This is a genomic window from Enhygromyxa salina (assembly GCF_000737335.2).
Lineage (GTDB): Bacteria > Myxococcota_A > Polyangia > Nannocystales > Nannocystaceae > Plesiocystis > Plesiocystis salina_C.
The window spans coordinates 1-24505 of record NZ_JMCC02000075.1 but is presented as its reverse complement, the minus strand read 5'-3'; the positions used below and the strand labels follow the sequence as shown (position 1 = coordinate 24505).

Here is a 24505-nt window from a genome sequence, read left to right as displayed (position 1 = left end):
CGACAACTACCCCCAATCTTTGCGACGATGTGTACTTGGACGCGGCGGGGTCGCCGTACATGGACTCGATCGGACAGATGTTGTCGATCTACTGCGTGTGGGCGGGGCCGGATGCTCCGGTGTGGGACGCTGATGTCTGTTGCACGATCGACGATGACGGGGCGGCGTGTGTCGTCCCGGACTCGAACGGGCGCTGTGCCGTGGGCGATCGCACATACTGCGAGTACGGGGCGAAAGTCGGCGGCGGCGTGGTCTGCTATCAGCCGTTCCCGAGCATGTGTGACGAGGGATTTTGTATCGAGGCGCCCGACGTTCCGCCCGTGGCTCAAGCCCTGGGAACGGCGTGCTGTGGGGCAGGCGGGGCGTGTCAACCAGTGACCTTGGAGACCTTGAAGGCGTGTCTCGAGAATGGGGGCAAGTTCGTCTCGTGCTCGGACGGCGTCGAGTACGAGGACGGGACCATGGACTGCTGGGACTAGTCCTCGCTGGTGAGGAGAGCCTGGGCGGCCTCGTTGATGCGATCCGCGTCGGCGCGCCAAAGGGCGTGGTCTTCGGGATCACGGCCTTTGGTGCCCTGTTCTTGTCGCAGCAAGGTACCGATCCTCGCCGCCCATCGTGTCGACTCCCAAGCCGCGAACCGCCAGTTGATGTTGCCTTGGTTCTTCAACGCGATTGCGCTGGCTAGAAACGCCTCAGCGATCCGATGTGCGTCGTTGGCCCGCGGCTCATCCCTCACTTCACGAATGTCGAACTCCTGCTCCCAAGCCGCGCTCGCTTCCCGGATCCTGCCCAACTCGATGTAGGCGATGACCTGCTCGACGGTCGCGCGCGCGTCGTTGTTGTCGCTGATCTCTGCCAGCGTTTCACCATCGCGCTCGAGCACCTCGTTAGACTCGAGCGATGTGCCGATGGGCTCGACCGACGCCGTGCTGGCTTGGATCACCGCTCCGCCGGCCTCGACCACTTGGTTCGGTACCCCCGACACCAAAATTCCGCCCCCGAGCCCGAGACCGCACGCGAGCACCATCGCTCCAAGGAACACGCCCCGTCGTGGTGAGCTCGGCGTGTCGACGCCCGAGGGTTGGCGCAGCCTGTCCAGCGCCTCGACGAGCGCGTACATGCTCGGGTAGCGGTCGTCGGGATCCTGCGCCAACCCGATCCGCAACACCGCCCGAACCGCCTCTGGCACATCTGGATTCATCGCCACCGGCTGATCGCGCTCGATGTCGTCGAGCAGCTCCGCCGTTGACCAGCCGATGAACGGAAGCGCGTCATCGAGGCTCTCCCACAGCGACACGCAGAACGACCACTGGTCCGCCCGGGTGTCGCCAGCTTGTCCCCGTAGCACCTCGGGCGCCATATACGGCAGGGTCCCGGCCCGGTGACGCAACTGCTCCTGTTCGTCGTCGGGGGCATTGTCGATCATGACCTGGGCGAGCCCAAAGTCGGCGACCCGCGGCCAACGGTGCTCGTCGAGCAGCACGTTTGACGGCTTGAAGTCGCCGTGCACGATGCCCGCGTCGTGGGCAGCAGCGAGGCCGCGGCCGGCCCCCCGGTAGACGTCGACTAGCTGCTCCCAGCTGGGCGCTGGGTCCTGCTGGGCGAAGTGGTGCGCGTTGACGCCGTTGACGTACTCCATGACGAAGAACACGTCGTCGCCGTGGCGGCCGGGCTCGTACACCGTGACAATATTGGGATGAGTGAGGCGCGCGAGGAGGCGAGCCTCATTCATCAACCCGTCGGCAGCCTTGGGCCCACGGGTTTGGCATAGCTTCAGGGCGACGTGGCGATCGAGCTCTGGATCTCGAACCTCGAATACGACTCCAAAGCCGCCCACGCCCCGAGTCCTGATCGCCTCGAAACGGCCGATGCGGTGAAGCGGATGGCTTGGATCAGCGACTCTCACGCCAGCCGCGAGCGAGACCTGGTACATGAGCTTCTCCCAGTGCGGTGCGGGAGTCGGCTGGCCCTGCTTGGCACGCGAGTGGCCACGGACCTGGTTCAGCACCCACTCGAAGTTCGCTTCGTGGGATGAGGGGTGGGTCCGCTTCGGCAACCTCGGGAATCTACCCCATGGTTGCCTGAGCTGTCGGCTCGTTCCGGGGATATTGTCGCGGCTCTTGTTCCTTTGGACAGTCGCAGAGATCGTCGAGCCTGTAGCATGTGCGTCGTGGATCGGAAGCGTCTGATAAGGGCCGCGCGCGACGGGGACATCCAGGCACGCAACGCTTTGGGACTGTGGCTGTGCCATGAGCTGATCGTGTTCTTCACTGCTCGCCATGGGTCTACACAACGCGACGAACTCATTCAGGAGACCATGAAGGACATCATGGCGAAGCTGGCCACCCACGCTCCGGACACACCCGATGCGTTTCGGGACTGGGCGCTTGGGTTCGCTGGTACGGAGGCCCGGGCAGCCAAGGGGGAGCGCCTGCGCGCACGTGGCCGCGAGGCGAAGCTGCGCGCCCGCGTTCACACGCCGCCGAGGCTGGTGGACTCGGAATTGGGCGCGGAGCAGCGAATCCAGCTGGTCTACCGGCACATCCCGCTCTTGCCCAAACTCTACCGCGAGCCCATCCAGCATCGCCTCGATGGGGGCGACAACAAGTCGTTTGCTCAGTTGGCTGGAATCCCTGAAGGCACGGCGCGGCGGCGGCTTCACGAGGGTATGAGGCGCCTCAAGCAGCTGATCGCTGACGCTCGTCTAACGCCCTCCACGTATCGAACGCCACCCGCCGCCGCGCCGTCGAGCTCTCGGCGCAGCTGATTTGGGAGTTCGAGCCGTTGCTCGGGTGGGGTGAATGTTCGCGCAGTGTTGGCGATGCGGCTCGAACTTTTTCTCGAATGTAGCGAACAGATCATGGAGTCGTGAGGAGAGGGGGTTGTGGGGGCCCTCCGAGCAGCGAAACAAGCCGTAGTCACGCCAGCCCCACGCCGGCACTCGTGGACGCTGGGTGTGACATCAATTGAATTCGCCCGAATCAATCGGGAGCTGGTCGGCTACTTTCGGCGCCGTGTTGCTCGTAGGGATCCCAACGACCTCGCCGCGGATACGTGGCTTTGCGTCGTCCGCTGGTACGCGGGCCGATGTTCGTTGCGGGGGTTCGCTTTTGTCGTTGCTCGCAAGATTGTCGTTGACGTCTTGTATCGAGCGCGAGAGCTCGAGACCATGTCGTTGCTCGACGACGACGAGCCCGAGGCCGAGGGGAGCTCTCCGTGTGGCGTGTTGTTGATGCTCGCTGATCTCGAGGTGCTCGACAGAGCTGTGGCGCAGGTTGACGAGGTGTATCGGGACGTGGTGCGGATGTCGCTGACCGGTCGAGACAACCGGCAGATCGCCGCGGAGCTTGCGATTCCGTACAATACGGTTCGATCTCGGCTCGGGCGCGGTCGGATGCAGGTGGTCATTGCGGCTCGGGCTGCGCTTGAGGAGGAGGGGACGGGGGCTGCGCGCTTGACGTGGCCGGCTTCACGTGGAGCCGACGAGGCCCGAGGAACTGAACGGGTTTTAAGGTAGGCGAAGAGAGTGGCTCGATGCGGTCGATGATCGCACCTTGGGCGCTTCAACGGGGCCGCCTTCATGCGAAGGCGGAGAGGGCGCTCGACACGCAAAGCAACGGGCGCGACACTCACGATGAACTCACCTGGCGCGGTCCAACGGAGGCACCGCGGGCGCACTCCATTGCCAACCCAGAGCACGAGCAGTTCGCGGGGGGCCGCGCAGGCGAGTTGGCCGATCGCAAAAGCGCGCGCGCTCGCTTCGCCCGAGCCCGAGGGTGCGCAGCAGCGCTCGCTTCGTCCGCCACGCTGACCGACAGCGAGCGCTTCGGGACCCGGTATCCGCGTGAAGCTGCGCAAGTGTACTGGCGCCTGCGCGGCCGCACCGGATACCCTGCGGACTCATGCCGCGCCCGACCAAGCGCTCCGCGCTGCGGACTCTCGCCAAGCCCCGCCTCGCGGCGCTGGTCGAGCAGTTCGCCATCGATATCTCACCACGCAGCGCTGGCGCCAAGCTGGTCGACGCGCTCGCCCGCGCCCGCAAGCTGTCCTTCGCCGAGCTGCTCCACGAGCTCAGCCGCGACGAGCTCAAGCAGATCTGCCGCGCCCACGACCTCGACGACAGCGGCCGCTCGAAGGATCCGATCATCGCGAGGATCCTGGCCGGCGCCGAGCCCCCGAGCGCGAGCGTGCCAGCCCAGATCGAGCCCGCCCCTGCCCCTGCCCCGCGCCCGAGCGCCAAAGCGCCCCCCATGCCAACCCCGACCCCACCGCCCGCCGCCGTCGCCGAGGCCCCGCGCGAGTTCAAGAGCTTCTCCGAGATCGCTGGCTTCATCTGGAGCGTGGCGGATCTGCTGCGCGGTGACTTCAAGGCGCACGAATACGGCCAGGTGATCTTGCCCTTCACCGTCCTGCGCCGCCTGGACCTGATCCTGGCGCCCACGCGCGAGGCGGTGTGGAAGGCCGACACGCAATATGCCGACAAGCCCGAGGCGATCCGCGAGCGCATGCTGCTGCGTGCAAGCGGCAATGTGGGCTTTTACAACCGCTCGCTGTTCGACTTCGATCGCCTGACCGCCGCCGGCCCCTACGGCGACAACTTCATCAACTACGTCAACGGCTTCTCCAAGAACGTCCGCGAGATCCTCGAGCAGTTTCGCTTCACGGAGCAGCTCGAGCGCCTGGACAAGAACGACCTGCTGCTGCTGGTCGCGCAAAAGTTTGCGGGTGTGAACTTGCACCCGGACCAGGTCTCGAACGCGGCGATGGGCTCGATCTTCGAGGAGCTGATCCGCAAGTTCGCCGAGCAGTCGAACGAGACGGCTGGTGAGCACTTCACCCCGCGCGAGGTGATCCGCTTCATGGTCGAGCTGTTGTTCATCGAGGACGAGCAGCAGCTGGGCACCCCGCAGCTGATCCGCACGCTCTACGACCCCGCGTGTGGGACCGGCGGGATGCTGAGCGTGGCCGAGGAGCACCTGCTGGCGCGCAACCCCGAGGCCCAGCTGCGTGTCTACGGGCAGGAGCTCAACCCCGAGTCGTACGCGATCTGTCGGGCCGACATGCTGATCAAGGGCGACGACGCCGAGCACATCAAGCTGGGCAACAGCTTCTCGGACGACGGGCACAAAGATCTGCGTGTGGACTACCTGCTGTCCAATCCCCCGTTTGGGGTCGATTGGAGCAAGGCCGCCGACGTGGTCAAGGCCGAACACGAGACCCTGGGCGCGCGCGGCCGGTTTGGCCCGGGGCTGCCACGCAAGAACGACGGCTCGCTGCTGTTCTTGCTGCACATGCTGAGCAAGATGAAGACCCCGGAGCAGGGCGGCTCGCGGCTGGCGATCGTGTTCAATGGCTCGCCGCTGTTTACGGGGGCGGCCGAGTCGGGCGAGAGCGAGATCCGCCGCTACCTGTTGGAGAACGACCTGCTCGAGGTGATCGTGGCGCTGCCGGATCAGATGTTCTTCAACACCGGTATCAATACCTATATTTGGGTGGTCACGAACCGCAAGCCGGCCGCGCGGCGTGGCAAGGTTCAGCTGATCAATGGGGTGAAGTACTTTCAAAAGATGCGCAAGTCGTTGGGCGACAAGCGCAAGGAGCTCTCGCCCCAGCACATCGAGCAGCTCACCGGCTTGTTCAAGGCGTTCGAGGACGGGCCCGACGTCAAGATCTTCGCCAACGAAGACTTTGGCTTTCACCGGATCACGGTGGAGCGGCCGCTGCAGCTGGACTTTCAGGCCAGCCCCGAGCGGCTCGCCCGGCTCGAGGGCGAGCGCACGTGGATCAGCCTCGCCAGCTCGAAGAAGAAGGACAAGGCCGCAGCCCGGGCCGAGATCGCCAGCGGAAAGGCCGTGCAGGCCCAGATCCTGGCGGCCCTAGGTGGGCTGGATGGCCAGCAGCTGTTCCTGGACCGGCGCTCGTTCGTGGCGGCCGTGAAGGCGCAGGCGAAGCTACACGGCCTGGTGATCGCGCCGGCGCTGATGAAGGCGATCCTGAGCGCGCTGTCGGAGCACAACGACGCGGCGGAGCTGTGCCGGGACAAGAAGGGGGAGATCGAGGCGGACTCGAACCTGCGCGACTATGAGAACGTGCCGCTGACCGACGACATCGACGACTACATGGCCCGCGAGGTGCTGCCGCACGTGCCGGATGCCTGGGTGGACCGCTCGAAGACGAAGGTTGGGTATGAGATCCCGTTTACGCGGCACTTTTACGAGTACGTGCCGCCGCGGGCGCTCGGGGTGATCGAGGCGGAGATCCTGGCGCTGGAAGATGAGATTCGCGGGATGCTGGGCGAGGTGTTGTCGTGAACGGGAGGATGCCGTGGCTGCGGGAGGCATCGGCAGCGGATGAATCGATGCGGGCGAAGTTCTTGTTCCGGGTCGAATCCCGCGAAGTGCAAGACGATGATGGGGTAATAACCGCCTTTCGAGACGGCCAGGTTACGCTACGGGAGAATCGCCGGCTCGATGGTTTTACTCTTGCAATCAAAGAGGTCGGTTATCAGGGCGTGCGGGTCGGCGATCTCGTGATCCACAACATGGACGGCTTCGCAGGCGCAATTGGAGTCTCTGAATCCGACGGGAAGTGCACCCCTGAGTACACCGTGTGCAACGGAGTTGTCGGGAGGGCCGATAATCGCTTTTATGCCTATGTGCTACGAACGATGGCGCGACGTGACTATATCCGTGTAATCTGTCCCGCCGTCCGCGAGCGGGCGCCTCGTTTTCGATACCCAAGGTTTGCAGAGGTAACACTACCCTGCCCAAACTACGAATACCAAGTGGCGATTGCGGACTTCCTCGACCGCAAGACCGCGGCCATCGATGCGCTCATCGAGAAGAAGGAGCGACTCATCGCGCTGCTCGCCGAGAAGCGCGCCGCGCTCATCCACCAAGCGGTGACCAAGGGGCTCGACCCCGACGTGCCGATGAAGGACTCGGGGGTGCCGTGGATTGGAGACATCCCCGCCCACTGGATGATGCATCGACTCCGTCGGGTCGTCGGGCAATTTATCGACTACAGGGGCCGTACCCCTGAGAAAACACGTTCGGGGGTGCCTCTCATTACAGCTGGAGCAGTTCGAGATGGCATCGTCGACCACTCCCGCGCGCCTGAGTGGGTAACCGAGGAAGTGTGCAAACAACTGAGCGGCCGTGGCAAACCTGAACTCGGAGATATTTTGTTCACGTCAGAGGCGCCTTTGGGCGAGGTCGGGATCGTCACGAATGTTCGGATCGCCTGCGCGCAGCGAATCATCATGTTCAAAGTCGATGCCACCCGCGTAGCCTCCCCTTTCCTCCTTCAGCATTTCTTGTCGGAGTCAGGAAAGGGAGAGGTTTCCTCTCGGGCGTCGGGCTCCACTGCCTCGGGGATACGTGCAGATCGTCTGAAGATGAGCCTGGTCCCTACACCACCGTTGCGCGAGCAAGTTACGATCGTATCGTTCATCGAGCAGGAAACAGCGAGCTATTCAGACATATCGTCCTGCATCATGTCACAAGTCGCCAAGCTCAAAGAATACCGTCAGTCCCTCATCACCGCCGCCGTCACCGGCCAACTCGAGATCCCCTCATGACCAAGCCAACCACCGAGGCCGCCCTCGAACAGACCATCGAAGAGCACCTCCTCACCGCGGCCGGCGGCTACCTCCGCGGCGACCCGAGCACCTACGACCCGCTCCTCGCCCTGATCCCCAACGAGCTCATCGACTATGTCCGGACCACCCAGCCCAAGACCTACGCCGCCCTCACCCAATTCCACGGCGATCGCCTGCCCGCCAAGCTGCTCGAGGCCTTCGACAAGGCCACCGTCGACACCAGCCTGATCCACGTGCTGCGCCGCGGCTTCAGGTTTCACGGCAAGCAGGTCAAGGTCGTCACCTTCCGCCCGCCGAACAACCTCAACCCCGAGGTTCAGGCCCGCTACGCCGCCAACCGCCTGCTCGTGGTTCGCCAGCTCCACCATGACCCCAAGCAGCCGAAAGACTCGCTGGACCTGGTCCTGTTCGTCAACGGCATCCCGGTGGTCACGGCCGAGCTCAAGAACCACATGACGGGCCAGCGTGTCAGCCACGCCAAGCAGCAGTACCGAAAAGACCGTGATCCCGACACGCAGATCTTCCGGTTCAAGCGCCGCGCGATCATCAATTTTGCCGTCGACCCGGACGAGGTCTACATGACGGCGCAATTAGAGCGCGACCGGACACATTTTCTGCCTTTCAACCAGGGTATCGGTACGGCAGCCGGCAATCCTGCGGTGAAGGGCAAGCACCGGACCGCGTACCTGTGGGAGCGGGTCTGGCAGCGCGACAGCCTGCTCGACATCCTGGCCCGCTTCGTTCACCTCGAGCTCGATCGCAAGCGCGAGCGGATGATCTTCCCGCGCTACCACCAGCTCGACTGCGTGCGCCAGCTCGAGGACAACGCCCGCGATCATGGCAGCGGCACCAACTACCTGATCCAGCACTCGGCCGGGTCCGGCAAGTCCAACTCGATCGCGTGGCTGGCCCACCGTCTGGCCGCGCTGCACGACAAAGACCAGCGCAAGGTCTACGACAGCGTGGTTGTGATCACCGATCGCAAGGTGCTCGACCAGCAGCTGCAAAACACGATCTTCCAGCTGGATCACACCCGCGGCGTGGTCCAGAAGATCGACGAGAACTCGGCCCAGCTGGCCAAGGCGCTGGCCGATGGCGTACCGATCATCATCACCACGCTGCACAAGTTCGCGTTCATCTCCGAGCAGGTTGGGAAGCTGCCGGATCGCCGCTACGCGATCATCGTGGACGAGGCCCACAGCTCGCAGACCGGCGACATGCGCAACAACCTCAAGGCGATCCTGGCCGACTCGAGCGAGCTGAGCGAGCGGGTCGCGGCGCTGGGCGAGGAAGAGGACGTGGACGCGGGCCAGGATCTGCTGCGCGCCGCGTTGGCTCGCGGGCCGCTGCGCAACCTGTCGTTCTTCGCGTTCACGGCCACGCCCAAGTACAAGACCTTGCAGGTGTTTGGCCGCAAGGGCGAGGACGGCCGCTACCAGGCCTTCCACGTGTACTCGATGCGCCAGGCGATCGACGAGAAGTTCATCCTCGACGTGCTGCGCGGGTACACGACCTACCGGCGCTACTTCAAGCTGATCAAGACGGTCGCCGAGGATCCGCGCCTGGACAAGAAGCAGGCGACCAAGGCCCTGGCCCGGTTTGTCAGCGCCCATCCCAAGGACGTCGAGGCCAAGCTTGGGGTGATCGTCGAGCACTTTCACGGCCAGGTCCGGGCCAAGCTGGGCGGCCGCGCCAAGGGCATGATCGTCACGTCCACGCGGCTGCAGGCCGTCCGCTTCAAGCTGGCCTTCGACGTCTACGTGGCGGACAAGGGCTACGACCTGCGGGCCCTCGTCGCGTTCTCGGGCGAGGTCAGCGATCCAGGTGATCCGGCCAGCGGGCAGCGGCCCTACACCGAGCCGGGCATGAACACCCACTATCAGACCGGCGAGCCGATCAGCGAGAGCGCGCTCCCCAAGGAGTTCGGCAAGGACGGCTATCAGCTGCTGATCGTCGCCAACAAGTACCAGACTGGCTTCGACCAGCCGCTGCTGTGTGCGATGTACGTTGACAAGCGGCTCGCGGGGGTCCAGGCGGTCCAGACCCTGTCGCGGCTCAACCGGACCTACCGGGGCAAGGACGAGACCTTCGTGCTCGACTTCGTCAACGAGCGCGAGCACATCCTCGCGTGCTTCAAGGACTACTACGAGCGCACGACGACGGCCGAGGACATCGACCCGCAGCGGCTCTACGAGCTACAGACCCAGCTCGAGCAGGTCGACGTGATCCACGCGGGCGATGTCGATGCATTCGCCGAGCTGTTCTTCACCCCGCAGGTGCGGCAGGTCGCCCAGAACCACGGCCCGCTCAATAGCTTGCTCGACCTGGCGGTCGATCGCTTCAAAGCACTCGATGCGGAGCCGGCCGAGCTGTTCCGCGACCGCGCCCGCGCGTTTTGTCGCCTGTATTCGTTCCTGGGCCAGGTCGTGCCCTTCTCCGACTACGAGCTCGAGAAGCTCTACGTCTACACCAAGATGCTGATCCGCAAGTTGCCGCGGCCGGGCGAGGGCCAGCGGCCGGTCGATCTTGGTGAGGACGTGGCGCTTCACTACTATCGGCTCGAGAAGATCGCCGAGGGCGACCTGAGCCTGGTCGCTGGCGAGGGTGGCCCGGGCCTGCGTGGGCCGAGCGAGACCGGGACCGGGCGGGCCAAGGCCGAGCAGGATGATCTTTCCAACCTGATCGAGCGCATGAACCAGCGCTTCACGACCGCGTTCGATGTCCAGGACCTGGTCGACAGCGTGTTCACCCGGCTGCTCGATGATCCGCAGCTGCGCCAGGTCGCCCAGGCCAACGACGAAGCCACATTTGGGCTCGAATGTGACGACCGTGTGGATCACACGATGATGGATCGCTACGACAAATACGGGGCCTTCCTCGACGAGCTGTTCGTCAACGAGGAGATGCGAGGCTTCTTCAAGGCCCAGATGCGCGCCCAGCTGTACGCGGCGCTGACCAAGCCGCCGGCCTGAGCGCCTGCGCCCATCCCAACTCGACGCCGCCACGCCGCGGGCGCTCGGGCGCTCCGTCCATGGGCCGTGCGCAGCGCAGCCTGGGCGCCGTCACAGAGTCGGCGATTGTCGGCGACGATCCACGAGTCGAACTGCACTACTGCGCGTGCTCGAGCTCGTTGGCCTGGACCACGCAGCACCACCGCGCCTCGGCTTCGTCCAACACAGCACGAATCCGACCCCGAACGCGGACCCGATCACCGGGCACGATCGCCTCGACGTTGATCTCGTTCCCGGCCCCGTGGGTCGTGATCACGTGCGCGTGCAGCCGCGCGACGCTGCTGCCGGGTTCGAGCTGGATCAACGCGGCCCCCGAGTCGTCCCGCAAGATGAAGTCGCGACCTTCCGACCCCTGGATCACCAGCCCGTCAATCTCCTCGGTATGCTGGCCCACGGCGCGGATGTGGGCAACGTAATGCAGGGCAACCGCAGGGCTGCCGTCGAGCGGGCTTTTCAGGTCGTTCGAGGCTTCGATCGCCTCGACGATCCCAGTGATGTCGATGCGGCCACCGACCTCGCCCGCGGCCGAGATCGCCTGGGGTTCGGGGTCGGCGTCACGCGTGAAGATGTCCAGGAACCAGCGCACCGTGGCGACGTTATCACCGCTTACCTGGCGCAGGCGCCACCAGCCCGCCGTCGACGAGGCCGGTGTAGACAGTGGGATCGACAAGGCCCAGCCAAGGGTCTTCAGCGGGCGTCTCGAACAGCTCGGCATAGACCCACTCGTCGACATCGGAGAACCCGAGCGAGCGCCCACCGCGAGCGCGCGCGGCCAGCTCGGCGTGCACGCGCGGATGCAGCTCCAGCGCGTTCTTGGCGGTGTCCTGCTGGATCGAGACCCGCAGCGCCTGCAGCAGCTGGGCCTGGACTTCGGCGCGTTGATCCTCGGGCACCAGCCCCTCGAGCGGGCGCTCGGCCGCGATGATCGCCAAGGTGTTGGGATGCAGCTCGAACCGGCCCGCCACCCGAGCGCCGATCACCAGGCGCTCGAGATCATCGCGCGGCCCAACCGAAGCGGGGAGCGACGGCGCCAAGCGGGAGTTGACGCCGCCGATCATCGCGGGCGCGGCCGCGAGGATCGGTCGCTCGATCCGCGACTTGCCGATCGCCATCGGCACGGCCGCGAGCGCGGGCACAGGCTCGCCTTCAACCCGCGGACTGGCTGGGCTGGCCAGGTACGCGGTCGTGGCCACGAGATCCTGCGGCACCCCCCGCGCCCGCGACAGCTCGTCGGTGAGCTGCTTGGCCGCCGTCGCGAGCCGAGCCTCATGGTGGTCCGCGAGGGTCTCGTTCCACCGTCGCTGGCCCTGCACGGCGGCCAGCTGCTCGTGCAGGCCCAGGCTAGCCCGCAGCGCGGCGCGAAAGCTGGGCGCCGACCACAACCCCGGGATCACGTCGATCGTCCGCTCGCTCGCGTCGAGCACGAAGTGGGCGCTGTTGCCCGTGATCGTGCGCTCGACGACGCGGCCGTCGCCAAAGTCGATCTCGACCCGCGGAACCGGCCGCTCGCTCGACCAGTGCAGCACGAAGTTGGCCTCGAGCCAGGTCGCAAGCTCGGGATCGGCGTAGAGCAGCGTGCGAAACAAGCGGCTGTTGGCGCACGAGTACTCCGAGGTCAGGTCACCGAGCAGGCGCAGCGAGAGCACCGGCTTGCCGCTGGCCTTGGCCTGGGCGAGGGCGGCCTGCATGTCGCGCTGCCAAAACAGTCCGCCGTACACAGCGTCGCGTTGGCCGGCGACCTCGTCGATCACCACCCGCCAAGCAGCGTCCTGCGCGACTGGGCGGGCGGGCACGCTGTGGTACTCGCGGATCAGCGCGTCGAGCCCTGCGGGGCCGGCCTCCCGCAGGCGCTCGATGATCGCGGCGCGGCGCCCGGGATCAGCCTGCTGGAGCTGCGCCTGTTGCAAGGCCAGCGCAACGAGGGCTGCGTGATCGAGCTGGTCGATCGGGTCGAGCTGGGCGGCTTGCCCGGGCGCCGTGGCGTCGTTGCTGGTCGGGGTGCGCGAACACGCAGCGAGGGTCGAGAGCGCGAGCGCGGAGCACAGCAACAGGTGGCGAGGCGTCATGCTGCAAGTCTGGCCCGCGCGCGCGAGGCCGCCGGTAAGAAGCTTGCACCGTGTGCGTAAGACCCACGTAAACCACCGACTGCCCAAGTGGGAAGGCCCACTGGGGGCCATGACCAACTATGCTGTAGGCCGTGGGCCAAGCGATCCTGATCGTCGAAGACGAAGCGCCGATCCGCGATGGGATCTGCGATCTGCTCGCGTATCACGGCCACCAGCCCACGGGTGTCGGCGACGGGGACCGCGGGCTGACCGAGGCGCTCACCGGTCGCTACGCGCTGGTGATCCTCGACGTGATGTTGCCCGGCCGCGATGGCTTCGAGATCTGTGAGCAGCTTCGCGCCGCCCGACCGGCCGTTCGTGCAGTGGCGTCGCGACTGGGTCGCGCCGGGCAACTCTGGGGGCAAGCGCGTCAACGGTGCCGGCGAGCCAACCCTGAGTCGCTCGCCCCTGGCCGAGGTCCCCGATCGCGAGTTCGTGCTGGGCTACTTTCAGATCGAGCCCGACGGTCGGTTTGCGAGCCCCATGCTGCCTGGACCCGACGAGCCGCGGGGCGACCCAGCGCAGGCGCCCGCGCTCGCTCGCGCGGAGCAGCTGCGCGCGCTCAATCGCGATCTCGAGGACAGCCAGCCCCCGGTTGTCGCAGCCCTCGATCAGTCGCAACAGCAGCAGCAACTGCAACTTCAGCCGAACAACAGGCAGCAGGTGCAACAGCGAGCGGTGCCCGAGGACGTCCAGATCCAGCGAGCCCTGGACGAGCAGTCGATCGCCCGGCGACGCAAGAACGCGGTCGCCAACAACGAGGGCAACGCCTTCGATCCAGACCTCGAGCAGCTCGCCAATTTCGTGGCGGCTGGCAACGTTGGCCTGCCCAACAAGGAGGCCGCGACGGGCGCTCGACGACGCCCTCGATGTCCGCGTGACCAGCTTCGTGGCCGAGCCGCGCGGGGACTCGCTGCGCCTGATTCGAACTGTGGAGATCGGGGGGCAGCGCTGGCTGCAGGGTCTGGTCGTGGATCGTCAGGCGCTCGAGCGCTGGCTCGAGCAGGACGTGCTCGGCAGCCCCGAGCTATCCGGCTTCGTGCAGCTCGAGTGGGGGACGAAGGGCAGCACAGACCCCGACGCCGGCCGCTGCACCCACCAGTTCGCGGCGCCGTTCTCCGAGCTGCAGGTCACCGCGGCCCTCGGTCCGGTGCAGACGCTCGCCTCGAACAGCGCCCGCGTGGTCCTGGGCTTGGGCCTTGGCTTGGTGCTCGCGCTGTTGGTCGTGCTGATCGCCGTGGAGCGGACCTTGGCCGGATTGCATGCGCGGGCCCAGGAGCGCGAGCGGATTGTGGCCGCGGTCACTCACGAGCTGCGCACGCCGTTGACGAGCATCCGCATGTACTCGGAGATGCTCGAGCAAGGCATGGTCGTGGATCCCGCGCGACAGCGCGGGTATCACAAGACGATCCGCGGCGAGGCAGAGCGGCTCAGTCGGCTCGTCGAGCAGGTGTTGACGCTGGCGCGGCTCGACGGTGGGGGGGGTCCCAAGCCGGTCGAGCAAGCTGCGCATGCGCCCCTGAGCGAGGTGGTTGCGAGCGTGGTCGAGCTGCTCGAGCCTCAGGCGGCGGCGCGGGGCTTGGCGATTGACGTGGATCTCGGTGCGGAGGCTGGTGGGGCGATCCTGCCTCGTGACAGCTTGACCCAGATCCTCACAAACTTGGTGGAGAACGCGCTCAAATTCACGCCGCGCGGAGGCGCGGCCGTGCAACTTTGTGGTTGGTGTCACAACGATCAATTGCGCGTGGCGCTGCGCGACCGCGGCGTGGGGGTTGAAACCGAAGTGTTGCCCCACGTGTTCGAGGCGTTCGTGCGGGGCCCGCGGGAGGCCCAGCAAGCGATCCCTGGTACAGGGATGGGGTTAGCAGTGGTGCGATCACTAGTGGACGAACTTGGGGGGGAAGTCTGGGGCCAAAACCGAGAAAATGGTGGTTTCGAGGTCGAGGTGAGCCTGCCATTTCGCACATGCTGACGCCGCAAATTGATGGCCTCCGACCGGCCTGAGTTTTGGCTGGCTTTTTTTGGATCGGTTGGTGAGTGTAGTTGCACTCTACGCAAAACACCGGGTATCCCCCGGCGGAGCGAACATGCAACGAAGCAACTTACGAAGTCTTGGACTCTACGGTCTAGCGCTGACAGTCACGCTCCTCACCGCTTGCGGTGATCCCTGTCTCGATGACGGCCGCGGCAAAGCCGGGGCGGTCTGCGATCCCGGTAACGCCGACTCCAACACGGGAACCGACACGGGGACCGAAACCGACACACAGACCAGCAACTCCGAGACCGCCGAGGGCGACGGCGAAGAGACCTGGTGCGCCGACGAGGACGCCGACGGGTTCGGCGATCCCGACAATTGCGAAGAGGTCCCCGCTGGTGAGACGCCTCCGCCCGGCTCGGTGCCGCAAGGGCAGGCCACCGACTGCGATGACGCGGACGCCAACACCTTCCCGGGCGCGGCCGAGCTCGACGACCCGATGGCGTGCATGACCGACGCCGACGACGACGGCTACGGCGACGACATGCCCAGCAACCCCAACGCGGTGCCCGGCACGGACTGCGACGACAACAACGATCACGCGTTCCCAGGCGCAGCCGAGGAAGAAGATCCCAGCGCGTGCATGGAAGACGACGACGAGGACGGCTGGGGTGACAGCAACCCCAGCGGCAGCGCAACGATCCCTGGCAGCGACTGCATCGACGACGACGCGACCGTCAAAGAGTGTGACAAGTGGTGCCCGGACATGGACATGGACATGTTCGGCAGCTCGGAGGGGTGCGTCTTCGTGCCCCCGGGCGGTGAGGTTCCTGCCGGCTTCGTGGAGGACGACACCGACTGCCTCGACACCGACGCCAACGCGTACCCAGGCGCGGCCGAGCTCGACGATCCGGCTGACGCGTGCATGCTCGACGCCGACGATGACGGCTGGGGCGACTCCGACCCGCCCGAAGGCGTCGTCATGGGTAACGACTGCGATGACGCCGACATCGCTCGGGTCGTCTGCGTAGATGCGATCCCGGCGTGCGTCGACACCACGCAGGGTCTCGAGGCCCAGCTGATGGCGACGGCGACCGGCGGCGACGGCAACTACACCTACGCGTGGACGCCGGTCGAGACCCTGAATGATCCGACGATTCCCGGTCCGCTCGCAACCCCGAACTCGATCACCACCTACACGATCAACGTCACCGACGGCTCGTTCAACATGGGCTCCGACAAGGTCACGGTGCACCTGACCGACAAGCCGTGGATCCTCGATGGCCCGGGCGCCGAGTGTGAGGAGGTCGAGTTCCTCTCCGAGCCCAACGTCCCGCCGGTCCACAGCTTCGCCAACGGCGGCACGACCGTGTGCACGACCTCGAACTCGGACCCAAGCGCCTACGTGTGCCCCACGGTCCACCAGCAATCGCGGATCACCGGCTCGATGGTGGTGAACACGGCCAGCGATGACGACATGATCGGCTTCGTGTGGGGCTGGCAGAGCGCCAGCCAGTTCTACCTGTTCCAGTGGAAGCAGGCCACGCAGCCTTGGTACGGCTGCACGGGCTCGGCTGGCATGACCATCAAGAAGTTTGATGCGACTGACATCTACGAGTTCCCGGACTTCGCCTGCGACACGGACACGGCCAACCAGACCGTGTTGATGACGCCCGACGACACAACGACCGTGGGCTGGATCGACAACCGCGAGTACGGCGTCGAGATCCTCTACGACTTGACACAGACCGAGATCACGATCACGGACCTGTCAGACAACTCCGAGGTCGCGAACTTCGTCGTCATGGACGACAGCTATCCAAGTGGCAAGTTTGGCACCTTCGACTTCTCGCAAGAGCAAGCCTGCAACGGCCCCTGGCAGTCAAACTGCCTGTAGGCCTCGAACCTCTCTCAACTTCTAGCCCCCTCGACATCTGCGCAGGCTGGTGAGTAACTCACCGGCCTGCGCCGTACCGACCCCCAACCTTTTCAGAGACGATCATGACCCTTCGACCCTTCGGAATCTCCATTCTGTGCGCGCTCACCCTGCCCAGCCTCGCGTTCGCGGCTCCTCCCAAAGACGGTGGCGGCGGCGTCTCCATTGGCGGTGGCGCTTCACTCGACAGCGAGGGCGCGGACGCGGACGCGGAAGCCGACGCGGAAGCCGACGTGGACGTGGACGCGGACACTGAAGCTGAAGCTGAGCCCAAGCCCGAGAAGAAAAAGTCTGGCGATCGCGCCGACCAAAAGTGGATCAAGCGCTGGGCGCCCGAGCGCAACATGGCAGAGATCGGGATCTACGGCGGCGTGTTGCTGCCAACGCCCAACCATGAGCTGTTCTCGGCCAGCCTGACCTTGCCGGATCAGGGCTTTCGCCAGCTGAAGGCCGTGGCCCCCGACCTTGGGGTCCGGGCCGGCTTCTACCCGCTGCGCTTCTTCGGCGTCGAAGCCGAAGGCGGCGTGATGCCGTCCAGCACCCGCGACGACTCTGGCTCGGCGCTGCTGTACACGGTTCGCGGTCACCTCGTCGGCCAGCTTGGGCTGTGGAGCGTGACGCCCTTCGTGCTCGTTGGCGCGGGCGCGCTCGGGGTCTCGAGCGGGCGTGAGGTGCTTGGCAACGACACCGATCCCGCGCTGCACTTTGGTGGCGGCGTGAAGGTGTACATCAACCGCTACGTGTCCTTGCGCCTCGATATTCGGGACATCGTCTCGTACAAGAGCGGCGTCGAGAACGTGTTCATCTCGCACAGCCCCGAGATCTTGCTGGGGCTCTCGGTCACCCTGGGTCGCAAGAAGAGCGAGCCCAAGCCCGAGCCACAGCCCGAGGCGCCGAGCGATCGTGACGGCGACGGGTTCATCGACAGCCAAGACACCTGCCCCGACGAGGCCGAGACCTTCAACGAGTACCAGGACGAAGACGGCTGCCCCGAGTCCGACCGCGACGGCGACGGGCTCTGGGACGAGCAAGACAGCTGCCCCGACGAGGCCGAGACCGTCAACGACTACAAGGACGAGGACGGCTGCCCCGAGTCCGACCGCGACGGCGACGGGCTCTGGGACGAGCAAGACAGCTGCCCCGACGAGCCCGAGTCCGACAACGGCTACAAGGACGAGGACGGCTGCCCCGACGAGGTGCCCAAGGCGGTCCGCGACTTCACTGGCGCGATCAAGGGCATCACCTTCGACAACGATCAAGACACGATCCGCAAGTCGTCGACCAAGACCCTGGACAACGCCGTCAAGGTCTTGACCGAGAACCCCGAGATCCGCATCAAGATCAGCGGCCACACCGACAACAAGGGCGACCCGGCCCACAACTTGGATCTGTCCAAGCGCCGCGCCGAGTCGGTCAAGAAGTACCTGGTCGACCATGGGATCGACGAGAGCCGGATGGTCACGGAGGGCGTTGGGCCCGACAAGCCGGTCGACACCAACGACACGAAGGCCGGTCGTAGCAACAACCGCCGGATTGAGTTCGACATCATCAAGGCGCGCGCCACCAAGGGCTAATCCCGCACGGGAAGTCATCAACCGCGCCAAGTAGTGAATTCGGGCGCCCGTGGCTTGGCCACGGGCGCCTTTCCAATTTCAGCGCTTGCGCGACTTGGCCTCCAGCGTCCGGCGTAGGTGCTTCGCAAAGCTCCGCTCGTACGCCCGGCGCGTGTGCTCGTTCGCCCGTCGCGCCGTCGCCTCCTGCTCCTCGGCCAGCCGCGCTCGCGCCTCCAGCCGCCGGGGATCGAGCTCACCCCGCTCCACGGCCGCCTGCACCGCGCAGCCCGGCTCGCCTGCATGCGCACAATCAGAGAACCGACAGTCACGCGCGGTCTGTGTGATCTCCATGAAGGTCGCGTCGAGCCCCTCACCGCCACCCCACAGCCCGACCTCGCGCAGCCCGGGGGTGTCGATCACGAGGTTCTCGCGCCCAGCTAGCGCGACCAGCTCGCGGTGGCTGGTCGTGTGTCGGCCCTTGCCATGCGCGGCGCTGATCGACTGGGTCGACATCGTCTGCCCCCCGCTCAGGTAGTTGACCAAGGTCGACTTCCCAACCCCAGACGAGCCCACGAACGCGAGCGTCCGGCCCCTGCTGAGCGCGAGCTCGAGGGCGTCGAGCCCGAAGCCCGCGAGCACGTCGATCGCCAGCACCTCGACCTCGAGCGCGACCGCCTTGGCCTCGACGAGAGACTGCTCGCGCTGCTCGGCGCTCACGGTCCCGGCCTTGGTCAACAACACGATCGGGCGCGCGCCACCTTCGTGGACCAAGGTCAGCCAGCGCTCGATCCTCCCGACGTTGAAGTCACGATCGAGGCCACAGGTGATCATCACGAGGTCGAGGTTGGCGGCCAGCGTCTGCGGCCGACCGTCCCCGCCAGCCGCCCGACGGGTCAAGCTGGTCACCCGCTCGAGGATCCGGCGGACCCGCAGCTCGCCGCCGTCCTCGCGCGCGCTGACCCAGTCACCGACCACCGGCGGGGTCTTGCGAGCGAGCCGCTTGGGCACCCGCGCCCGCGCTTCGCCGCTAGCGGTCAGCAGCGTGCAGCCCTGCGCGTCGACCCGCGCGACCCGACCGGGGAGTGTGCCGGGGCCCGCGTGGCCCTGGAACTGTTGAAGAAAGTGAGAGGTGAAGCCAAGCCGCTCGAGCGTGCCGAGCTCCTGACTGGAGATGAGTGTTTCGTCTTGCCTGTCGAACATGTCGTCACCGCGCCCAAGGCCCTCGCGGGTGAGCGGCGCGGCAATGGACCAGGATCAACGATCAGGTCACGGGCCTCGGGCGGTCGCCGCTCACACGAGAAATCGACACCGGGCCGCTCGCAGATCGCGGCAGCTCGGTGGACTCATGCATGCGCACACAAGCGAACACCCTCGTGAGGCCGAGGTGGGCGCTTGGGTGCGCTGGGTCAGGCGACGACGGTCATCAGCCCCCACCATGAACGGCATTGTGGGCGGGTGCAACCCAGACCGCCGCGGACGCTAGAGCTTGGCAACGTTGAGCACGAAGGGCCCGAGGTCGTCGGCGTCGTGACCGTCAACCGCCACGAGCACGGACTGGCCAGCCAGCAGTTGCGCGTCGAGCTGCGAGTGCAGCTCGAACCCAAAGTCATCGTTGCAGGCCAGGGGCGCCCCAGCGCACTCATCGAGCAAGTACAAGACGGTGTCGAAGCTGCTGCCCTTGGTGTCGAACCGGTAGGTGCCGGGGAGCGGCGCGATGAATTGGAAGACGCGCTCGGGGGCCTGGGCGCCGCCGCATCCGCTGGCCAGCTCGTTTGGCTCGTTGGTGGTGTCGCCAAGCAGCAGCGCCGGCAAGTTTGGGAGGATCAGCTCGGGCAGGCACACGGGCGGCGCGGCCTCGGTGATCAACAATTTCAGCGGGCCCTCTTCAAAGGCGCCGGCGCCGTCAACGGTCACGGTCACCCTCTCGCCCGCTTGCAGCTTCAGGGTCATCCGCGACTCGAGCCCGATGAAGTCGTCGTTGCACGCGAGCTCGGCGGTCCCGCACTCGCCAACGTTGGCGTACATGATCGTGTCGAAGCTGCTGCCAATGGTGTCGAAGGTGAAGCTTCCGGTCCACGGGGCGATAAAGCCGAGCTGAAAGTCCGGCGCCGCCCCGATCCCGCAGCTGCCCAAAAAGTCGTCGGTGCGGCCGATCGTGTTGTCGATGATCAGCGCGGGCAGGGTGTCGCCGTTCCAGCTCCGGTCCCAGCAGCGCTCGGGGTCGTCGTCGCCGTCGCCGTCGCCAGTGCCAAGCGGTGGGCGCACGTCGCCGTCGTTCTCGAAGCCGCCGCCGCCGCCAGTCGTGGTGCCGCCGTCGCCGTCGCCGTCGCCGTCGCCGTCGCCGTCGCCGGAGGTGTCAGTGTCGCTGTCGCCGCTCTCTTCGCTGCCACCCCACGCGTCGCCGGCCTCGTCGCTTGGCTCGGGGCAGCCGCTGACGACCGACAGCAGGAGGCCTAGAGTGGTGCGCAAAGTCCAACGATTCACCATGAATTCACGCTATCACGTGACATGCACAAAGGCGCGAATTCGCGGCGCTATCGCATATCTATCGCGGATCCGAGCGAATTGCGTCTTCGCCCACATACAGGCACATGGCTACTTTCCTTTTTGTGCGCGCGCTGCTTCAATCGCGGCGTGACAGCTACCCAAACTCCGGGGCACAAGCGAGTTCCGCTCAGCCTCAAACACCCGGCTCGCGTGTTGACCACGATGATCTACGCCGGGTTCTTGCTCGACGCGCTCGGCTGCTCCAGCGACGGCGGGGGCGAAGAGCAAACCACACAGGTCGGCGAAACCACCCAAAGCGAAACTGACGAAGGCACGAGCGAGACCACCAACGAAACAGGGACGGACAGCGAGACCGGTGAGCCAGAACCCATCAGTTACGCCGAGCCCGGTGCATTTGCAGTTGGCAACGTGGCTATCGTTCTAGCCGATCCAAGCGGCGACCGAGACCTACATGTGGAGCTCTGGTACCCAGCTACACGGTCCGCGACGGGCGCAGGCCAGATGTTGGTCGACTTCGAGCCCGACGAGCCCAACGCCACGAGCCTCGCTGAGCTCGTGGCGCCGGCACCGGACAGCTGCGTGCGCAAGCAGACCAACAGCGCCGCGGCGCCCGAGCTGGCGGAGCTGGCGGGCCCGTGGCCGACCTTGGTGTTCTCGCACTGCCACGGCTGCGCGCGCTTCTCTTCGTTCACGCTCGCCGAGCACCTTGCCAGCCATGGGTTCTTGGTCGCGGCGGTCGATCACCCAGGCAGCACCGTGTTCGATCAGGATCAGCTGCCGCCGATCGACGTGACCACGCTGGAGCTGCGGCGTGACGACGTGATGCGGGTGATCGACGAGCTCCTGGATCCGGCCGCGGCTGCCCTGCCCGACGCGTTCGTGGGCCTCGCGGATCCCGAGCGGCTCGGCGTGTTTGGCCACAGCTTTGGCTCCGTCACGACCGGCAAAGTGTTGCAAGATGATCCGCGCCCGCGCGCTGGCGTGGCGATCGCAGCGCCGATCGAGAACCCGCTGCTGCCGGGCGTGACGATGGCAGGGATCACCGAGCCGCTGTTGCTGTTCGTGGCAGTCGAGGACAACAGCATCACGGAGTTTGGCAACATGGCGATCCGCCAGAACTTCACCAACGCGAACTCGCCCACGTGGAAGCTGGAGTTCGCGGACACTGGGCACTTTGGGTTCTCGGATCTCGCCGGGCTCAGCGACTACTTCGCGGCGGGCTGCGGCGAAGGGGAGCGCCAGACCAACGGCGAGGCGTTCACCTATGCGGATCCCTTCGAGGTTCGTGCGCTCGCGGCCGGGCGCGTCGCGGCGTTTTTTGCGTTGCACTTGCTCGGTGACGAAGACGCGCTCGCGCAGCTCGAGGCCGATGATCCGCTCCTGGACGTGAAGGCCAAGTAGGGCGCCTCAACCGTCCAAGCCTGTGCGGCTGGGCGCGTGAAGGGTGACATCAGCGAAACGACAACGAGCCGCCGGGCAATGCCTGGCGGCTCGTTGTGTGGGGCGGCGGTAGCCGATCGATCAGAACTCTAGCTTCAGCCCGCCACCATCGGCGCTGAGCCGGGCCTTGCGCCGCGAGTTGCCCAACATCACCGCGCCGCCGACACCCATGCCGACGCCCGCGAGCTGGATGACCCCGGTGAACGCGAGCCCGAAGCCGATCGTGGCGTAGGACTGCTTGCCCGCCGCGATGAACGGACCGACGACGGGGATCAACAGCGGTCGGCCGGTCTCTGGCGACCCCGAGTCGATCATCGCCGTCGCGGAGACCGCCGAGATCAAGTAGGTGACGCCGAAGATGCTGAAGCCCGCGATTGTCAGGCCGAGGCCGCGGTTGGGGTTGGGACCCTTGGGCGGGAGCGGCTGCGGCTGCGGCATGGGCTGGTACTGCGGCGGCGGCGGCTGCGGCTGACCGGAGGGATCTGCGTAGGGCTGCGGCTGAGGTTGCGCCGCCGGTTGCTCCCAGCCGGGCTGCGGCTGCGGCTGAGGCTGCGGCTGAGGCTGCGGCGCGGGCTGGACCGCGACGGGCTCGGGCTGGGGCGCGGGCGCGGGCGCGGGTTGAACCGGTTGCTCGGGTGGCAGGTCAGGCGGCGCAGCGAGGGCCACATTGGGCAGCGACCAGCTGACGGACAGGCCGACGACGAGGGCGGCGGAGGAGATCAGGCGAGGGGTCGAGTTCGTGCGTCGTGACATGGATACCAACCGTTCGAGCCAGGCTCGACGACACAGTCTTAGCACGGCTGCGCATGAACGAAATGTAGTAAATCGCTGTTGCGATCCGCAACGCCATGGCTCGTTCGCGCCCCTCCTCACCCACGACCCAAAGGCCCCGCACATGCCCGCAGAACCCCGTTGACGGCCAACGACTGGACCCGAGGTCGGCTCGCGTAGTCGCTTGCACGGCTCGCGCCGCACAAATCTGATCGGGGTGTCGCGTTTGGCCAACGCTTGGCCCAAGCGCCTGGGCTGGTCGGAGGGCCGCATTCATGGGATTCTTGGCCGCGCGAGCTGATAGACAGTCATGGACGCCCTGTTCGTCGTCGTCGCGGAGCTGCTCATCGTTCCGCTGATCCTCTGGGGTCTCATCGTCCTCGAGCTGACCGTTGGGGTGGCCGGCTCGATCCTCGCGATCATCAAGGGCCGCCGCTCGCCCACGGAGGCGGCGATGCACACCTGGCGCTCGGTCCGGCGGCGCCTGCTGTGGAGCCTGATCTTTCTGAGTTCGGGCCTGCTCCTCGCCGATCTGGTGTTCTTCGACACCTTGGTCACCTTGGCGCTCGGCTCGGCCGATGATCGGGAGGACCTCGATGTCAGCTTCAGCCACGCCGACGGAAGCTTCATCCTGGGTCGGATCGAGCTGCACCAGCTCACCATGTCCGGTGTCCGCGGCGGCGACGACCCCTCCGCGAGCTTTGAATTCCAGGTCGACTCGTTGGTGATCGACGTCGACACCAAGGCCCTGCTGACCGCGAATTTTGCAGTTGAAGAGATCGCAATCGAGGGCGTGCTTGGCAACTTCGCGCGCCTGCGCGCCAGCGACCCCAAGCCCAAGCCCGACCAGCGCGGCATCGAGCTGTCCCGCGAGTTCAGCGTCGACCGCCTGCACTTCGCCGACGTGCAGGTGACCTTGCACGACCAGGCCACCGATCACCCCCGCGAGCTGGGCTTCGAGCTGCGCGAGCTCGACCTTGGCCCCGTCCACAGCAACACCGCCGTGTTCGATCTGCTCTACCGCGCCCGCGGCCACGGCTCCGTCGCCGGCCACGCCTTCACCCTCACCGCCGTCACCCAAGCCGGCATCCCCCAGACCACCCTCGAGCTACGAGACATCCCCCTCGAGGCCCTAGCCGACCCCTTGGAACAAGCCGCAGGCATCCGCGCCAAGGGCCACGCCGACGTCGAGATCACCAACCGCTACATCGAAGCCACAGACCCCCAGATCGATCTAGCCATCGAGCTCCAGCTAAAAAACCTAGAGCTCACCCCCGGCGAAAAAACCAGCATGGGCACCCAGCTCATGCTCGAGATGGCCACCCGCGCCCTCACCCAACTCGGCGACAAATTCCCCCTCGAATTCGCCCTCACCATCTCCCGCAGCGAACTCGAAGGCCTCCGCAGCTTCACCGAGTCCGGCATCATGGAACGAGCCGCCGACGGCATCGCCAAAGCCCTCCGCGACAAACTCCAAGCAGACGACCCACCGAACTAACCCTCGTTAGAGCCCCCTCGCTCACGCCCCGCCCCCCGCCCGCTCGCGCCCGCCCCCCGCCCGAGCTGAAAGCAGCAATCTCATGTTTAGCATCCGACGATTGAACGA

18 protein-coding genes are annotated in these 24505 nt (G+C 66.1%); 12 read left to right on the top strand and 6 right to left on the bottom strand.

Translation table 11 applies throughout. The features are described 5' to 3' along the window. The first annotated feature begins 35 nt into the window (after positions 1-35). Positions 36-479, top strand: coding sequence for a hypothetical protein (locus tag DB30_RS26245; protein WP_276204382.1), 444 nt, complete (start codon positions 36-38; stop codon positions 477-479). On the opposite strand, the gene DB30_RS26240 is transcribed toward DB30_RS26245, so the two are convergent. Continuing rightward, positions 476-1933, bottom strand: a complete 1458-nt coding sequence (locus DB30_RS26240) for a serine/threonine protein kinase (protein WP_240480333.1) — start codon at positions 1931-1933, stop codon at positions 476-478. The two genes, DB30_RS26245 and DB30_RS26240, sit on opposite strands and share 4 nt — an antisense overlap. A 228-nt stretch (positions 1934-2161) precedes the next feature. On the opposite strand from DB30_RS26240, the gene DB30_RS26235 reads away from it, so the two are divergent. The 5 genes from DB30_RS26235 to DB30_RS26215 all read left to right on the top strand — a co-directional run bounded on the left by DB30_RS26235 (position 2162) and on the right by DB30_RS26215 (position 10572). Then, complete coding sequence (locus DB30_RS26235; RefSeq protein ID WP_052553869.1) at positions 2162-2767, top strand: sigma-70 family RNA polymerase sigma factor; 606 nt, start codon at positions 2162-2164, stop codon at positions 2765-2767. 402 nt (positions 2768-3169) lie between these two features. After that, the gene (locus DB30_RS26230; protein WP_146660676.1) at positions 3170-3517 is read left to right on the top strand and encodes an RNA polymerase sigma factor; all 348 of its coding nucleotides are present in this window, start codon (positions 3170-3172) and stop codon (positions 3515-3517) included. Positions 3518-3902: 385 nt separating this feature from the next. Further along, positions 3903-6311: a type I restriction-modification system subunit M gene (locus tag DB30_RS26225; RefSeq protein WP_205633065.1), complete on the top strand. Its 2409-nt coding sequence runs from the start codon at positions 3903-3905 to the stop codon at positions 6309-6311. Further along, entirely contained in the window at positions 6308-7579 is a 1272-nt protein-coding gene (locus tag DB30_RS26220) for a restriction endonuclease subunit S (RefSeq protein ID WP_052553863.1), read from the top strand. Before DB30_RS26225 ends, DB30_RS26220 begins: the two co-directional genes overlap by 4 nt. Then, positions 7576-10572, top strand: coding sequence for a type I restriction endonuclease subunit R (locus tag DB30_RS26215; RefSeq protein ID WP_052553861.1), 2997 nt, complete (start codon positions 7576-7578; stop codon positions 10570-10572). The genes DB30_RS26220 and DB30_RS26215 overlap by 4 nt, the downstream gene beginning before the upstream one ends. 136 nt (positions 10573-10708) lie before the next feature. Here DB30_RS26215 and DB30_RS26210 read toward each other — a convergent pair whose 3' ends face one another. Together DB30_RS26210 and DB30_RS26205 are read right to left on the bottom strand one after the other, a co-directional pair. Next, positions 10709-11197, bottom strand: coding sequence for a hypothetical protein (locus tag DB30_RS26210; RefSeq protein WP_052553856.1), 489 nt, complete (start codon positions 11195-11197; stop codon positions 10709-10711). A 13-nt stretch (positions 11198-11210) separates the two neighbouring features. Continuing rightward, positions 11211-12677, bottom strand: a complete 1467-nt coding sequence (locus DB30_RS26205) for a thioredoxin domain-containing protein (RefSeq protein WP_052553854.1) — start codon at positions 12675-12677, stop codon at positions 11211-11213. Positions 12678-12808: 131 nt separating this feature from the next. Between DB30_RS26205 and DB30_RS26200 the strand changes: the two genes are divergently transcribed. From DB30_RS26200 to DB30_RS26185, 4 genes are all read left to right on the top strand, one after another. Then, positions 12809-13597, top strand: a complete 789-nt coding sequence (locus DB30_RS26200; protein ID WP_146660674.1) for a response regulator — start codon at positions 12809-12811, stop codon at positions 13595-13597. Continuing rightward, positions 13594-14688: a sensor histidine kinase gene (locus DB30_RS26195; RefSeq protein WP_052553850.1), complete on the top strand. Its 1095-nt coding sequence runs from the start codon at positions 13594-13596 to the stop codon at positions 14686-14688. Before DB30_RS26200 ends, DB30_RS26195 begins: the two co-directional genes overlap by 4 nt. 115 nt (positions 14689-14803) lie before the next feature. Further along, on the top strand, positions 14804-16588 hold the full coding sequence (locus DB30_RS26190) for a hypothetical protein (protein ID WP_052553848.1): 1785 nt from the start codon (positions 14804-14806) through the stop codon (positions 16586-16588). A 104-nt stretch (positions 16589-16692) separates the two neighbouring features. Then, the gene (locus DB30_RS26185; protein WP_052553845.1) at positions 16693-18201 is read left to right on the top strand and encodes an OmpA family protein; all 1509 of its coding nucleotides are present in this window, start codon (positions 16693-16695) and stop codon (positions 18199-18201) included. Positions 18202-18279: 78 nt separating this feature from the next. Here DB30_RS26185 and rsgA read toward each other — a convergent pair whose 3' ends face one another. Together rsgA and DB30_RS26175 are read right to left on the bottom strand one after the other, a co-directional pair. Continuing rightward, entirely contained in the window at positions 18280-19380 is a 1101-nt protein-coding gene (gene rsgA, locus DB30_RS26180) for a ribosome small subunit-dependent GTPase A (RefSeq protein ID WP_052553843.1), read from the bottom strand. 279 nt (positions 19381-19659) lie between these two features. Continuing rightward, on the bottom strand, positions 19660-20649 hold the full coding sequence (locus DB30_RS26175; protein ID WP_240480331.1) for a hypothetical protein: 990 nt from the start codon (positions 20647-20649) through the stop codon (positions 19660-19662). A gap of 228 nt (positions 20650-20877) precedes the next feature. On the opposite strand from DB30_RS26175, the gene DB30_RS26170 reads away from it, so the two are divergent. Further along, positions 20878-22089: an alpha/beta hydrolase family protein gene (locus DB30_RS26170; RefSeq protein ID WP_165703953.1), complete on the top strand. Its 1212-nt coding sequence runs from the start codon at positions 20878-20880 to the stop codon at positions 22087-22089. Between the two features lie 120 nt (positions 22090-22209). Here the strand turns inward: DB30_RS26170 and DB30_RS41675 are convergent, their stop codons facing one another. After that, positions 22210-22881 (bottom strand): hypothetical protein, encoded by a 672-nt coding sequence (locus DB30_RS41675; RefSeq protein ID WP_052553835.1) that lies wholly within the window; start codon positions 22879-22881, stop codon positions 22210-22212. 328 nt (positions 22882-23209) lie between these two features. On the opposite strand from DB30_RS41675, the gene DB30_RS26160 reads away from it, so the two are divergent. Then, positions 23210-24397, top strand: coding sequence for an AsmA family protein (locus tag DB30_RS26160; protein WP_052553832.1), 1188 nt, complete (start codon positions 23210-23212; stop codon positions 24395-24397). The last annotated feature ends 108 nt before the right edge of the window (positions 24398-24505 follow it).